The 14,797-nt window shown below is 69.5% G+C and carries 11 protein-coding genes; 9 read left to right on the top strand and 2 right to left on the bottom strand.

Translation table 11 applies throughout. From position 1 onward, the window contains the following. Positions 1-277 precede the first annotated feature (277 nt). From HKD39_RS13015 to ligA, 6 genes are all read left to right on the top strand, one after another. Positions 278-1,492 carry a cysteine desulfurase family protein gene (locus tag HKD39_RS13015; RefSeq protein WP_171200305.1) on the top strand — a complete coding sequence of 405 codons (1,215 nt, stop codon included), beginning with the start codon at positions 278-280 and terminating at the stop codon, positions 1,490-1,492. Then, complete coding sequence (gene mnmA / locus HKD39_RS13010) at positions 1,489-2,562, top strand: tRNA 2-thiouridine(34) synthase MnmA (RefSeq protein ID WP_171200304.1); 1,074 nt, start codon at positions 1,489-1,491, stop codon at positions 2,560-2,562. The genes HKD39_RS13015 and mnmA overlap by 4 nt, the downstream gene beginning before the upstream one ends. Then, on the top strand, positions 2,559-3,737 hold the full coding sequence (locus HKD39_RS13005) for a uroporphyrinogen decarboxylase/cobalamine-independent methonine synthase family protein (RefSeq protein ID WP_171200303.1): 1,179 nt from the start codon (positions 2,559-2,561) through the stop codon (positions 3,735-3,737). The genes mnmA and HKD39_RS13005 overlap by 4 nt, the downstream gene beginning before the upstream one ends. Positions 3,738-3,944: 207 nt before the next feature. Next, complete coding sequence (locus HKD39_RS13000; RefSeq protein WP_171200302.1) at positions 3,945-4,394, top strand: MarR family winged helix-turn-helix transcriptional regulator; 450 nt, start codon at positions 3,945-3,947, stop codon at positions 4,392-4,394. A 382-nt stretch (positions 4,395-4,776) separates the two neighbouring features. Continuing rightward, positions 4,777-6,000, top strand: a complete 1,224-nt coding sequence (locus HKD39_RS12995; protein WP_171200301.1) for an MFS transporter — start codon at positions 4,777-4,779, stop codon at positions 5,998-6,000. A 60-nt stretch (positions 6,001-6,060) separates the two neighbouring features. Beyond that, complete coding sequence (ligA, locus tag HKD39_RS12990) at positions 6,061-8,277, top strand: NAD-dependent DNA ligase LigA (protein ID WP_171200300.1); 2,217 nt, start codon at positions 6,061-6,063, stop codon at positions 8,275-8,277. A gap of 18 nt (positions 8,278-8,295) precedes the next feature. On the opposite strand, the gene HKD39_RS12985 is transcribed toward ligA, so the two are convergent. After that, positions 8,296-9,705, bottom strand: a complete 1,410-nt coding sequence (locus HKD39_RS12985; RefSeq protein ID WP_171200299.1) for a polysaccharide deacetylase family protein — start codon at positions 9,703-9,705, stop codon at positions 8,296-8,298. A gap of 413 nt (positions 9,706-10,118) precedes the next feature. Beyond that, complete coding sequence (locus tag HKD39_RS12980; protein ID WP_212754513.1) at positions 10,119-10,832, bottom strand: ACT domain-containing protein; 714 nt, start codon at positions 10,830-10,832, stop codon at positions 10,119-10,121. A 499-nt stretch (positions 10,833-11,331) separates the two neighbouring features. Between HKD39_RS12980 and gatC the strand changes: the two genes are divergently transcribed. Genes gatC through gatB form a run of 3 tightly spaced genes read left to right on the top strand, consistent with a single transcriptional unit; the run spans position 11,332 to position 14,728 of the window. Continuing rightward, positions 11,332-11,631, top strand: coding sequence for an Asp-tRNA(Asn)/Glu-tRNA(Gln) amidotransferase subunit GatC (gene gatC, locus HKD39_RS12975; protein WP_343074715.1), 300 nt, complete (start codon positions 11,332-11,334; stop codon positions 11,629-11,631). A gap of 2 nt (positions 11,632-11,633) precedes the next feature. Further along, positions 11,634-13,214 carry an Asp-tRNA(Asn)/Glu-tRNA(Gln) amidotransferase subunit GatA gene (gene gatA / locus HKD39_RS12970; RefSeq protein ID WP_171200298.1) on the top strand — a complete coding sequence of 527 codons (1,581 nt, stop codon included), beginning with the start codon at positions 11,634-11,636 and terminating at the stop codon, positions 13,212-13,214. Next, positions 13,211-14,728 (top strand): Asp-tRNA(Asn)/Glu-tRNA(Gln) amidotransferase subunit GatB, encoded by a 1,518-nt coding sequence (gene gatB / locus HKD39_RS12965; protein ID WP_171200297.1) that lies wholly within the window; start codon positions 13,211-13,213, stop codon positions 14,726-14,728. Before gatA ends, gatB begins: the two co-directional genes overlap by 4 nt. Positions 14,729-14,797 lie beyond the last annotated feature (69 nt).

Here is a 14,797-nt window from a genome sequence, read left to right as displayed (position 1 = left end):
ACCCGGCACTGGAACGGCCACGGCAGGAAACCTGCCGTGCCAATAATCTATGCCCTCGTTCATGTGAACAAGCCGAGTTTTAGATGTGAGTTCATTCACGCTTTGTCAGCGGCTGGTCTGTGGCTGGTCGGCGGCTGGACTGGGGCATGTCAGCGGCTGGTAGGTGGCTGGTCGGCGGCATGCGGCGGCCGGTGCCCGGCCGACCCGGTCGGCTCCGATCAACGCCGCACGTGCTCGATTCCTCGCACACGCCCGGCCCGGCCTACCCTGGTGAGCGATGGTGTATCTGGATCATGGCGCGACCACCCCGGTGCTGCCGGAGGTGGTTTCTGCGGTGTCCGAGGCGATGGCCGCGGTGGGGAACACGAACGGCAATCCTTCTTCGGTGCATGCCGCCGGCCGCTCCGCGCGGCAGCAGGTTGAGCAGGCCAGGGAGTCGATCGGCGCGGATCTACGGGCCCACCCGAGCGAGATCGTTTTCACCTCGGGCGGTACCGAGTCGGACAACCTCGCGGTGACGGGCCTGTACCGGGCCGCGGGTGCCGGCCGCCGGACGGTGCTGCTGTCGCCGGCCGAACACCACGCGGTGCTGGAGCCGGCCGAGCGCCTGCCCGACGCGCAGCTGCGCTGGCTCCCGCTGGACGGCGCCGCAAGGGTCAGCGTCGACGGTTTCCGGCACACCCTGGCTGATACCGGCCCGGCCGGCCCGCCGGCGCTGGCCGCCGTGATGTGGGCCAACAACGAGACCGGCGCCGTCACCGACCTGCCGGCGATCGCCGAGGCGGCTGCGGCCGCCGGGGTGCCGCTGCACTGCGACGCCGTGCAGGCCGTCGGTTCCCTGCCGGTCGCCATGGACCAGCTGCCCGGCGTCACCACGCTGGCGCTCACCGGTCACAAGATCGGTGGCCCGCCAGGTGCTGGTGCCCTTGTGGTGCGGCGGGACGCGCAGCTGACGCCGCTGCTGCACGGCGGTGGTCATGAGCGGGGCCTGCGCTCCGGGACGCTCAACGTGCCTGGCATCGTCGGGCTGGCGGTCGCGGTGCGGGCCGCGGTGGTCACCCGCACCGAGCGCAACCGCCGCCTGACGGAGCTCTCCGAGCGACTGATCCGCGGTGTGCTCGACCGTGTCCCCGACGCCGCGCCGACCGTCGATGGCGGTGCCCGGCTGCCCGGCACCGTCCACCTCACCTTTCCCGGCTGCGAGGCGGAGACGCTGCTGATGTTGTTGGACTCCGCTGGCATTCAGAGTTCGGCAGGATCGGCGTGCACCGCCGGCGTCACCAGGGCCTCCCACGTCCTGCTGGCCGCTGGGATGGACCATCAGCGAGCGTCCAGCGGCCTGCGATTCTCGTTGGGGCACACCAGCACCGACGACGATGTCGCCGCGCTGGTGGCCGCCATCGGGCCGGCCGTCGAACGGGCAAAGTCGGCGCTGCAGCGGCGCCGGAGCCGGGCCCTCACCCCCGCGCTGGTCTCGGAGCCGGCCGGATGAGGGTGTTGGCCGCTATGAGCGGCGGAGTGGACTCGGCGGTCGCGGCCGCGCTGGCCGTCGAGGCCGGGCACCAGGTGACCGGGGTGCATCTGGCGCTGTCCCGCCAGCCTGGCACGCTGCGCACCGGCTCCCGTGGCTGCTGCACCGTTGAGGACGCGCTCGATGCCAGGCGGGTCGCCGATCTGCTGCAGATCCCTTACTACGTCTGGGATTTCAGTGAGGAGTTCGCGCGCGACGTTGTCGCCGACTTCCTGGCCGAGTACGAGGCGGGGCGCACTCCCAATCCTTGCCTGCGCTGCAACGAGAAGATCAAGTTCGAGGCCCTGCTCGACCGGGCGATTGCGCTCGGTTTCGACGCGGTGGCGACGGGCCATCACGTGCGGCTGGTCGACGGCCAGCTGCGGCGCTCGGTTGATGCGGCCAAGGATCAGTCGTACGTGCTGGCGGTGCTGCGGCCGGACCAGCTGGCGTACTGCCTCTTTCCGCTGGGTGAGCTGACCAAGCAGCAGGTCCGCGCGATGGCGGCGGAGCGCGGCTTCTCGGTTGCCGCCAAGCCCGACTCCTACGACATCTGTTTCATCCCCGAGGGCGACACCCAGGGCTACCTCACCGAGAAGCTGGGGGAGCGGCCCGGAGTGTTGGTGGACAGCGCGACCGGGGCCGAACTCGGCCGGCACAGCGGGCATTTCGGCTACACCATCGGTCAGCGCAAGGGCTTGGGGCTGAACCATCCGGCAGTCGACGGGCGGCCGCGGTACGTGCTCGGCATCGAGCCGGTGTCCGGCCGGGTCACCGTCGGCGGGGCGGACGAGCTGGATGTGCGGCAGGTCGAGGCCGATCACCGGCTGGTCTTCCCGACGGGCCGGCAGCCGGTGTTCCCGGCAAGGGTGCGCGCCCAGCTGCGCGCCCACGGCGCGACGGTGCCGGCCGACGCCGAGCTGGTCGACGGCGGTCTGCGGGTGCGGCTCGACGAACCGGCCCGCGGCATCGCCCCGGGGCAGACAGTTGTGCTGTACGACGAGGCCGACGACGCGGTGCTGGCCGCCGCCACCATCACCGGTACCCGATGAGCGACCCATTCGCGCCCGATCCCGGCCTGGCGGCTCAGCTCGGGCTCGGCCCGGATTTGGCGCCGGCGCCGGATCGCAGCGGGACACCCCCGACCTCCGGCGCGGCCGGTGACCTCGGTGCCGGCGCCCGGTGGCCCACCGGCGCCACCGGGTTGGCGCCGGTACGGGGCACCGACATCCGCGCCGCCTGCGCGGTGATCGCCGGAGAACTCACCGAGCTGCCGTTTGTGCCGGCACTGCCCGACCGCGGGGTGGGCGCCGACCCGGTCGGCAGGGACGTCGCGCTGCTGGTGGATCTGGCCGCCGAGGTGGTGCCGAGCGGTTGGCGGCTCACCGGGCGGCCCGGCCGGGACGTGCAGCGAGCCCGTGACCTGCTGGCCTGGGACCTCGACGCGGCCGGCGACTCCTTCGCCGGTGCACCCGCGCTGGTGCTCGGCGTTCGCGGGCCGATCAGCCTGGCGGCATCGCTGGAACTGGCCGGCGGCGAGCGCGCCATCACCGACCCTGGCGCGGTGCGCGACCTGACCGAGTCGCTGGCCGATGGCGTCCGGACGATGTTGGCCGAGCTCGGTCGCCGACTGCCCGGCACCCAGCTGTGCGGCTACTTCGACGAACCACTGCTGGCTGCCTGCCTGTCCGGACAGATTCCGACAGCTTCGGGGTTCGGCACGGTACGAGCGGTCCCGGCGGAACGGCTGCAGGCCTGGCTGACAACCGGGTTGGCCGCGCTCGCCGTTCCGGCCGTCACCGGCATTGAGATCGGTCCGGCGTGGGAGCTGGCCAGATCAGCGGGCGCCACCGTGGTGTCGTGCAGTTGGCCTGAGTTCATCCAGCAGTCTGCCGCGGTGGTCGACCGGTGGGCCGGAGCGGTTTCCGAAGGCGCCCAACTGATCTGCCAACTCGACCGGCCGGCGGCCGCGGCGCCGTCCGATCGACAGAGCCAGCAGGCCGCGCAGCCTGTCGATGGCAGCGGATCGTCGTTCGCAGCGACCGGGACCGCGGTGCTGCGATCCTGGCGGCACGCCGCCGACCCGGAGGCCGCCCAGCGGCAGCTGCTGCTGGCGGCGCCCCCGGTGCAGCACAGTGATGCGCTGGCCCCGGCGCTGGCCTTTGCACGTCGGCTGGTCGAGGCGGTGGGCGACCCGCCCGCCAGCTGGACCGACAACTCCGGCTGAGCAGTACCGCCTCAGCCGCTCCGGCGCGGGCACTCCAACTCCGGCTCCGGTGCTCCGGCTCTGGCGCGAAACCATCGGTCCTGGCCGCTCTGCGACCCGGCTGCAGACCGCCCAACAGCATCAAGTAACAATGAACATGCATCGGATCCGGGTGAATCCACCTGCCATTCATATAAAGACTATTATCTAACTGGTAGGCTCGCCGGTATGAGTGCTCCAGAAGAGATCGGTTCTGACCTGCTGTCCGTCGCCGCCCGGCTGAACCGCTGGGCCACCAGTCTGGCGGATCTGCAGGTGCCCTTTGCGCAGGCTCGGTTGCTCAGCCTGATCGATCTGCTCGGAAAGTCCCGAGTATCCGATCTGGCCGCCGCCGATCACTGCAGTCAGCCCACCATGACGAACCAGCTGCACCGGCTGGCCGAGGCCGGCCTGGTCAAGCGCAGCTCCGACCCGAGCGACGCCAGGGTGGTGCTAATCACCCTGACCCCGGCCGGGCGGGCCGCGCTGCGTCGCGCCCGTAAGGCGCGCAGCCAGGTCATCCAGCCGTACATCGCCTCGCTGTCGGCTGCCGATCAGCGCCGGCTCGCCCAGTCGGTGACCATGCTCAATGATCTGATGGACACGCTGCCGCGAGTCGGCAGCGTGCCGGAGCGCTGACCGGGTCAGCCGCGCGATGCGCCTGGCGCCAGCACCCCTGTGCTGGCGCAAGGCAGCTAGGTTGGCTATTCTTCTGATGATTGATCGCCCGGCCGTACTGCCGGCTGGGCGGACTGCTTCACTGTCCGGTTCACTGTCCGGCCGACTGGTCGGCTGCGGAGCGGCGGGCAGGTCTCAGTAGAGCCGGAAAGGCCGCCCTCGGTACCGCGGATCACATCGATCCGCGGCGCCGAGGGCTTCTTCTTTGGGTTATAATTAGCTTAGCTATGAAAGGGCGGGATGGATGAGCACAGGCCACGACGGAAGATCCACGATCGTGACGAGCAAGGCCCATGGGGCGCCCGTACCCGGTGGCGGGCCTGCAGGCCATCACACGGCCGGCATGTGGCGGCAACCGAAAGCCGTGTGGGCGGTGGCATTCGCCTGCGTCGTCGCCTTCATGGGCATCGGTCTTGTCGACCCGATCCTGTCGTCGATCGCCAAAGACCTGCACGCCTCCGCCGCGCAGGTGTCGCTGCTGTTCACCAGCTACATGGTGGTGATGGCGGTCGCCATGCTGATCACCGGCTTCGTCTCGAGCCGGCTCGGCGCCAAGCGCACTCTGCTGCTCGGCCTCGCCATCATCATCATCGGATCGGTGGCGGCCGGCTGCATGAGCAGCATCGGCGGCATCGTGGGCTGGCGCGGGGTGTGGGGCCTTGGCAACGCGTTGTTCATCGCCACCGCGCTGTCCACCATCGTCAGCTCGGCCAAGGGGTCCGTGGCGCAGGCCATCATTCTGTACGAGGCCGCCCTGGGTGTCGGCATCGCCGTCGGGCCGCTGCTGGGCGGCATCCTCGGCGACATTTCCTGGCGCGGACCGTTCTTCGGGGTCGGCGTGCTGATGGCGATCGCCATGGTGGCGACGGTGTTCCTGCTGCCGTCCGGCAACGTCAAGGGCAAGCCGATCTCGATACTCGCGCCGTTCCGGGCGCTGCGTCATCCAGGACTGTTGTCGGTCGCTATCACCGCGCTGCTGTACAACTTCGGCTTCTTCACGCTGTTGGCCTTCACCCCGTTCGTGCTCGAGATGCCGGCCATCCCGGTCGGGTTGATCTTCTGCGGCTGGGGTCTGGCGCTGGCCTACACCTCGGTGTTCGTCGCTCCCAGGCTGCAGGCGCGGTTCGGCACGCTGCGCCCGGTGATCGGCAGCCTGACCTGTTTCGCCCTGCTGCTGGTGGTGATGGCGATCTTCACCGCGAACAAGCCGGTGCTGGTGATCTGTGTGATCGCCGCCGGATTGTTCTTGGGTATCAACAACACTCTGGTCACCGAAGTGGTGATGAAGGTGGCACCGGTAGAGCGCCCGGTGGCCTCGGCGGCGTACAGCTTTGTGCGGTTCGGCGGTGGCGCGGTGGCGCCGTGGTTGGCCGGCAAGCTCGGCGAAGAGGTGAGCCCGCACCTGCCGTTCTGGGTGGGCGCCGGCATGGTGCTGATCGGCGCGTTGCTGTTGGCCGTCACCCGGCGGCTGTTCGCCTCGGTGGACGCGACCGACACCGCGCCGGCTCCGGCCGCCGGCAGTCTCGAGGAGGCCGAAGACCTCACCCTCGCCGAGGAGATGGCCTGACGATCCCGCCGGAGCCGACGCACCGGCCCGGCTGTTGGTGGCCGGTCGTACAGTGACCGCGTGAGCAACGACTCGGCCCGCGCCAGAGACCGATCGCGGGCGGCCGCCGCCCAGGCCGACGAGCAGCAGCCGGACTCCGGCGCGCAGCGCAGGCACGCCGAGCTGAGCGAGCGGATCAGCGCGGCCCAGTTCCGTTACTACGTCCTCGATTCGCCCACCATGTCGGATGCCGAGTTCGACGGTTTGCTGCGCGAGTTGCAGGCGCTGGAGGACGAGCATCCAGAGCTGGTCACCGCCGACTCACCGACGCAGCGGGTCGGGGGCGGCTTCGCCACCGAGTTCGCGGCGGTCGAGCACGCCGAGCGCATGCTGAGCCTGGACAACGTCTTCTCCACCGACGAGTTGGAAGCCTGGCTGGCCCGCACCGAGCGGGAGGCCGGCAGCCGGCCGGCGTGGCTCACCGAGTTGAAGATCGACGGGCTGGCCGTCAACCTGACCTACCGCGATGGGCGCCTGGTGCGCGCCGCCACCCGCGGCGACGGCCGGGTCGGTGAAGACGTCACGCTGAACGTCCGCACCATCAAGAACGTCCCGGAAACCCTTGCCAGGCACGACGATTTCCCCATTCCCGAGCTGGTGGAGATCCGCGGCGAGGTGTTCTTCCCGCTGGCCGGTTTCGCCGAACTGAACGCCTCGCTGGTGGCTGCGGGCAAACCGCCGTTCGCCAACCCGCGCAACTCGGCGGCCGGTTCGCTGCGCCAGAAAGATCCGAAGGTCAGCGCCGCCCGGCCACTGGCCATGTTGTGCCACGGCATCGGAGCCCGCACCGGCTTCGACATCACCCGCCAGTCCGAGGCCTACGAACGGCTGCGCGCGTGGGGACTTCCGGTGTCCGACCACAACAAGGTGGTGCAGACCGCGGCCGAGGTGCTCGACCGGGTCGGCTACTGGGCAGAGCACCGGCACGACGTGGAGCACGACATCGACGGGCTGGTCGTGAAGGTCGACCAGATCGCCATCCAACGGCGGCTGGGCAGCACCTCGAGGGCGCCGCGGTGGGCCATCGCCTACAAGTACCCGCCCGAAGAGGTCACCACCGAACTGCTCGACATCGCCGTCAACGTCGGCCGCACCGGGCGGGTGACACCGTTCGCGGTGCTGGAGCCGGTGCTCGTTGCCGGGTCGACGGTGGCAAGGGCGACGCTGCACAACGCCGACGAGGTCAAGCGCAAGGGCGTGCTGATTGGCGACACCGTTGTGGTGCGCAAGGCCGGCGACGTCATCCCGGAGATCCTCGGCCCCGTCGTCGATCTGCGCGAAGGGCGCGAGCTGCGCGAGTTCGTGATGCCGACCAACTGCCCGTCCTGCGGGACCAAGCTGGCGCAGCAGAAGGAGGGCGACGTCGACCTGCGCTGCCCGAACAGCAGATCGTGCCCTGCGCAGCTGCTCGAGCGGGTCTATCACCTGGCCAGCCGTTCCGGATTCGACATTGAGGCGATGGGGGGTGAGGCGGCGGCGGCGCTGCTGGCCGCCGGCGTCATCACCGACGAGGGTGACGTGTTCGACCTGGACGAGGCGGATCTGCTGAAGGCGCCGCTGTTCACCACCAAGGCCGGGAAGCTGTCGGCCAACGGCCGCAAGCTGCTCGACAACCTGCAGTCCCGCAAGGATCAGCCGCTGTGGCGGGTGCTGGTGTCGCTGTCCATCCGGCATGTTGGGCCGACGGCCGCCCGCGCGCTGGCCCAGCACTTCGGCTCGCTGGACGCGATCCGCGAGGCGGCCGCGACCGATCAGGATGCGCTGGCCGCGGTCGAAGGGGTGGGGCCGACCATTGCCGCTTCGGTCGCCGAGTGGTTCACCGTCCGGTGGCATCTGGCGATCGTCGACAAGTGGGCGGCCGCCGGGGTGCGGATGGCGGACGACGTCTCCGACCGGCCGGAGCCGACCCTGGCCGGGTTGAGCGTTGTCGTCACCGGCTCGCTGGACAGCTTCTCCCGCGACGAGGCCAAGGCGGCGCTGCTGGAGCGTGGTGCCAAGGCTGCCGGGTCGGTGTCGAGCAAGACCGCCTTCGTCGTGGTCGGTGCCGATCCTGGATCCAAGTACGACAAGGCGGTCTCGCTCGGCGTGCCGATTCTGGACGAGGCCGGATTCGGAGTGCTGCTCGACAAGGGCCCTGATGCCGCGCGCGAAGTGGCGCAGCAGCCGGAGCCGGAGCAGCAGCCGGAGCCCCCGCAGCAGTCGGCACCGTCGCAGAAACCGGAGCAGCCCGAGGGCTGAACCATAGCGGGTGCAGACTCAGCCGGCGTTGCCCTTACCCAGTTCCGGCGGCTGATTCTGCAGCTGGGCAAGACGCGCCGGGTCCTGCACCTTCATCCAGGCGATCAGATCGCGGAAGGGCACGCACTGGGTGTCCGGTTTGCCGCAGGTCTGCAGTACGAAGGCGCCGATCGCGTCCGAGTAGGCGTTGTTGTTCCACTGGTTGAAGTGGTTGCCGAGAATCAGCGGGGCCCGGTTGCCGTTGAAGGTGGCGTCGTACATGTCCTGGTAGGTGTCGACCACCTGCTGCGAATCCTTCTTGGACTGTTCGGGGCTGGCCGACCTGGCCTGCTCCTGGCTGTACCAGAAGTTGTAGTCCATGGTGATCTGGAAATGATTGGTGCGGGCCTCGGGCGGCAGGTCGGTGTTGCCGGTAATGGTGCCGTGCATCGGGAACTCGGCCATGCCGATCTGCCAGATCTTGTACTTGGGTGACTGTTTGGGCCAGGAGATCCCGCGCTTGGTGAACGACGAATCGTATTCCAGCCCATGCTTTTTCAGCGCTGGGAAGAGCGCCTCCTCGGTGCCTTCGAGGCACGGGGTGCGCTCGCCCTTGATGTCGTCCTTGGTGAGGTTCAGTTTCTTCGAGATGTTGTTGTTCTTCTGGTAATTGGCCAGCAGCGAGAAGAACTGGTCGAGTTCTTGGTTCCAGTCCGCCTCGGTCCACTCGCTGCCACCGCCGGCGCCGCAGAAGTGGCCGTTGAAGTGGGTGCCGATCTCGTTGCCCGCCGCCAGGGCGCTGTTCAGATCGTCGATCTCGACCGGCAGGTCTTCCGGGAGATTCCAGTTGATGTCCGAGCTGCCGCGATCATGCTTGGGCGGCTGGTAGTTCAGCTTGGTCTGATCGGAGAGCAGGTAGGTGCCGGACAGGAAACCGGTGAACCGGAACGGCACCTTCTTGGAGATGTCGAACCAGTACTGCCACTTCTCGTCCCAGCCGACGCCGTCGAAGCTGACCACAACGAACTGCGGCGGTTTCTGTCCCGGCTTCAGCTTGTGCGGGACGAACCCGTCTGGCAGCTTCTGCCCGTCCACCGGGTTGTCGAAACTTGCCGTGCCCGCCTTGGTGGCGGTGGCAGGTGCGCTCGACGAGGTGTCGGTTGCCGGCTTGCTGCCCGTCGCGCCAGATGAGGCCGGTGCGGTGCCGGACCCGCCGGAGCCGGCCGCTGCCGGGCCACCGGCGTCAGTCGAACCGGTGCCGCCGGCCCCGGGCTGGGTGCTGCCGGGCTGGGTGTTGCCGGACTGGGTTCTGCCGGGCTGGGTGTCGGCGACGGTGACCTTCGCGGTCACGGTTGCCGGGGCGGCGTCGGTGCCGCTGGAGCAGGCGGACAGCACCACTGCGCCGCAGGTGGCGGCGATGGTGGACAGCTTGGCGGTGCGAGAGCGCACGGGAGTCTCCTTTGTTGCTGGTGCTGCGGGTTGGTGCTGGTGGTGCGGGTTGGTGCTGCGGGCCTGTGCTGTCGGCGGGAGCTGTCGGTGCTGGTGCTGCCGGCTACTGCCGTTGGCGCCGGAGCTGGTGCCGGCTGCTGCCGTCGGCTGCTGCCGTCGGCACTGGCGCGGCCCGATCCATTCAACAGCTATCACTCTGGGCTGAGTGCTGGACTCGCCGGATCCATCGAGCTGGATCCATTGAACAGCTATCACTGTCGGCCGGGCGTCGGGCTCGCTCGATCCCCGCAGGGTTTGTTGTTGCGGTGTGGGCCGTTCCACAGCTCGAGTGCGCGTCCGGTCGCGTGACGGCCCGGTCCGGTTCTGGCCCGGCCCGGCTCTCGGCTCCCGAACGCGCGACTCGGCGTGTGCGCCTAGCTGTTGTGTCCCGGCCCGTGGCGTTCCGGCCCGACCCAGTCGCCCAGTCCGGGGACCAGCCCGGAGATCACCGCGGTGAGCATGGCAAGGTGCGCCAGCCGCCCCACCTCCGAGCGTCGCAGCGCCGGTCCGCCCGGCCGGCCGATCAGCACCGCACGCTCGGCCGAGCCCAGCGGTGCTGCCGCCAGCTCGGTGCCGACCATGCGCCAGGATTCCGGCACCCACCGCTCGTCGGTGTCGAGCTTGCGAGGGCGGGTCAGTGGCGCCCAGCCGGGTGGAACGCCGTCGAACGATGGCACTCCGCCGCCACCGGCGAGCACGTCGACCGAGCGGTCCGGCTGCACCTGCACCACCGCGGCCCAGCCGGCCCGCAACACGTCAGGCAACAGCTCCGCCAGCCGGGTGACGGCATGGGCAGGGTCGGCTGCGATGGCCTCGACCAACTCCCATTCCCGATGCGCGTCGGCGACGCCGGGATCGGGGCGGACCGACTCCACCCGCACGTCCGGCACCGACTCGGCTGCGGTGATCAGGGTGTCGGGGGCGCGCCCCTTGGGCAGCACCACCACCAAGTCGTCGACGACGCGGCCGCCGGCCCGATCGACGATGTCCATGGCCAGGATGTCGGCGCCGAAGGTGCCGAGGGCCGTCGCCACCGCACCGAGCGCGCCGGGCCGGTCGGGCAGCTCCAGCCGAACCACGAACGACATGGCTGCCTCCTGGGCTGATGGCTTGCACCGCCGGGTCGGCCGGTGCCTGGCGTGGACTGCTGAGTCGATCATGCCTGGTGCGGCGCGGCCGGCGGTGCCCACCGTCGGGCGGGGTGGCCGGGTGGCGGGGGGCACCGGCGTCCCCCGCGCGGCCACTAGGATTGCCAGCAGTAGGCGTGGCGCCGCCGGCCACCGAACAGGGTGTCGGTGTCAACGGCAGGCAACGGTCGCAGGACAGCGGGCACGTTGCCCGTCCGGCCTGGGACCGCGCCGGTGACCGCCATCAAGTCAGCAACCGGGAGCAGAGCGCGTGAGTAGCGAACCGACCAGCGGCGGACAGCCGGATCCGACCGGGGCAGCAGCGCCGGCGCCGGCGCAGTCGCATCCGGGACACCCGTCTCCGTCGGCGCAGTCCCCACAACCGCAACCGAGCGAGCAGCCGGCGTTGGCGGCGGAGCGGGCGTCAGGAGAAGCGGCGGCGACCGGCGACGCGCCCGCGCTGACCAAGAACGACGTTGCCCACCTGGCGATGTTGGCTCGGCTCGACCTGACCGACGAGGAGATCGACCTCTACCTCGGTCAGCTCGACGTGATCCTGCACTCGGTGGCGCGGGTGTCGAAGGTGGCCGGGCCCAACGTCACCGACATCGAACCGACGACGCACGCGGTGCCGCTGACCAACGTGTACCGGGCCGACGAGGTGCGTCCCGGGCTCGACCATGCCGCGGCGCTGGCCGGGGCACCGGCGAGCGAGTACGGGCGGTTCCGGGTTCCGCAGATTCTGGGCGAGGAGCAGTGAGCGTGACCAGTAGCGCAGCAACCGATCTCACCAGGCGCACTGCGGCGGAGTTGGCCGCAGATATCGCCTCAGGTGAAGTGAGCGCCGTCGAGGTGACGCAGGCACATCTGGATCGCATCGCCGAAGCGGAACCGCAGGTGCATGCGTTCTTGCATGTATCGGGGGAGTTGGCGCGGCAGCAGGCCGAGCAGGTTGACCGGGCCCGCGCCGCCGGTGAGCAGCCGGCTTCGTCGCTCGCCGGAGTTCCGTTGGGGCTCAAGGACATTGTCGTGCAGCAGGGCGTTCCGGCCACGGCGGGCTCGAAGATGCTCGAGGGCTGGATCCCGCCGTACAACGCCACCGTCACCGATCGGCTGCGGGCGGCCGGGATCGTCATTCTCGGCAAGACCAACCTGGACGAGTTCGCCATGGGCAGCTCGACCGAGAACTCCGCATACGGGCCGACCCACAATCCATGGGATCTCGATCGGATTCCGGGCGGTTCCGGTGGTGGCTCGGCGGCGGCGCTGGCGGCGTTCGAGGCGCCGCTGACGATCGGTACGGACACCGGCGGGTCGATCAGGCAGCCGGCGGCCGTCACCGGAACGGTGGGGGCCAAACCGACCTACGGCGGGGTGTCGCGGTACGGGGTGATTTCGCTGGCGAGCTCGCTGGATCAGGTGGGTCCGTGCGCCAGGACGGTGCTGGACGCCGCCATGCTGCACGAGGTGATCGGCGGGCACGACCCGCGGGATTCCACCTCGATCCCGCAGCCGGTGCCGTCCGTGGTGGACGCGGTTCGCCGTGGTCAGCGCGACGGTGTCGCCGGGATGCGGATCGGCGTGGTGCGGCAGTTGTCCGGTGACGGCTACCAGGCCGGGGTGCTGTCGTCGTTCCGGCGGGCGGTCGACACGCTGGCCGCGGCCGGCGCGGAGATCGTCGAGGTGGACTGCCCGCATTTCGAGTACGGGCTGGCCGCCTATTACCTGATTCTGCCCAGTGAGTGCTCGTCGAACCTGGCGCGTTACGACGCCATGCGTTACGGCCTGCGGGTGGACACCTCGGCGATCGGCGAGCCGATGGAGACCGCGGAGCAGGTGATGAGCGCGACCAGGGGCGCCGGCTTCGGCGCCGAGACCAAGCGCCGGATCATGTTGGGCACCTATGCTTTGTCGGCCGGTTACTACGACGCGTACTACGGCAGCGCGTTGAAGGTGCGGACGTTGATCCGCCGTGACTTCGATGCGGCCTTCGACGCGGCCGATGTGCTGATCTCGCCGGCGTCGCCGGTGACGGCATTCGCCTTGGGGGAGAAGGCCGACGACCCGATGGCGATGTATCTCAACGACCTCGCCACCATTCCGGGTTCGCTGGCCGGTATTCCGGCGATGAGCGTGCCGAGCGGTTTGGCGCAGGACACCGGGTTGCCGGTGGGGCTGCAGATCATGGCGCCGGCACTGGGTGAGGAAAAGATGTACCGGGTCGCCGCGGCGTTCGAGTCCGCCTACATCGCCGAGCACGGAAGTTCCGTGCCGCAACAAGTTCCGCCGCTGGGAACCCCGGCCGGACCGGAGTCGGCAGCTACGCAGGAGCGCGCATCATGAGCACTGCCCTCGATCCAGAATTGATGGACTACGACGAGGTCATCGAGAAGTTCGACCCGGTGCTCGGCCTGGAGGTGCATGTCGAGCTCGGTACCGAGACCAAGATGTTCTGCGCCTGCCCGACGGCGTTCGGTGCTGCGCCCAACACCCATGTCTGCCCGGTCTGCCTTGCGCTGCCGGGCGCGCTGCCGGCGGTGAACGAGCGGGCGGTGGAGTACGCGATCCGGATCGGGCTGGCGTTGAACTGCAGCATCGCGCCGCTGAGCCGGTTCGCCCGGAAGAACTATTTCTATCCCGACATGCCCAAGAACTTCCAGACCTCGCAGTACGACGAGCCGATCGCCTTCGACGGCTACCTCGATGTCGACGTCGACGGCGAGACGGTGCGGGTGGAGATCGAGCGCGCGCACATGGAGGAGGACACCGGAAAGTCCACGCACATCGGCGGCTCGACCGGCAGGATCCACGGCGCCGAATACTCGCTGCTGGATTACAACCGGGCCGGGGTGCCGCTGGTCGAGATCGTCACCAAACCCATTACCGGGACAGGGAAGTCGGCGCCGGAGGTGGCGCGTGCCTATGTGACGGCACTGCGCGATCTGCTGCTCTCGCTCGGGGTGTCGGACGTGCGGATGGATCAGGGTTCGCTGCGCTGCGACGCGAATGTGTCGCTGATGCGCAAGGATGCGACCGAGCTCGGTACCAGGACAGAGACCAAGAACGTGAACTCGCTGCGCAGCGTGGAGCGGGCCGTCCGGTACGAGATGACGAGGCAGGGTGCGCTGCTGGAGGCCGGCGGCACTGTCACCCAGGAGACCAGGCATTTCGACGAGGCGACCGGTACCACCAACGCGGGCCGTTCGAAGGAGACCGCCGAGGATTACCGGTACTTCCCCGAGCCGGATCTGGTGCCGGTGGCGCCGGACGCGGGCTGGGTGGAGGAGCTGCGCGCCGAGCTGCCCGAGCTGCCGTGGGTGCGGCGCGGTCGGTTGCAGTCCGAGTGGGGATTCACCGACCTCGAGATGCGCGATCTGGTTGCGGCGGACGGTGTTTCGCTGGTCGAGCAGACCGTGGCGGCGGGCGCGAAGCCGGCCGAGGCACGGTCGTGGTGGGGCAGCTACCTTGGCCAGGCGGCCAACGCTCGCGGGGTGAGCCTGGCCGAGCTGCCGATCACGCCGGAGCAGGTGGCCAGGGTCAGCACGCTGGTGAGTGAGGGTTCACTGAACACCAAGCTGGCCAGGCAGGTGGTGGACGCAGTGCTCGCCGGCGAGGGCGAGCCGGATGCCATCGTCGAGGTCAAGGGCTTGGCGGTGGTGAGCGACGATTCCGCGCTGCAGGCCGCCGTCGACGAGGCGATCGCCGCGCAGCCGGCAGTTGCCGACAAGATCCGTGGCGGCAAGGTGCAAGCCGTTGGGGCGCTGGTCGGTGGCGTGATGAAAGCCACCAAGGGACAAGCCGACGCCGCGCGGGTGCGCGAGCTGATCCTCGCCACGCTGGGCGTCGACGGGAGCTGACGCGTCGGGGGGTTGAGGCGCTCATTGGCATCAGGCTGCGGCGCTTGCATCGCTTGGCGCTCCTGATTG

This window comes from Nakamurella aerolata, assembly GCF_013002705.1.
GTDB lineage: Bacteria > Actinomycetota > Actinomycetes > Mycobacteriales > Nakamurellaceae > Nakamurella > Nakamurella aerolata.
The sequence above is the reverse complement of the archived record's forward strand: the minus strand, read 5'-3'. Positions and strand labels throughout refer to the sequence as shown.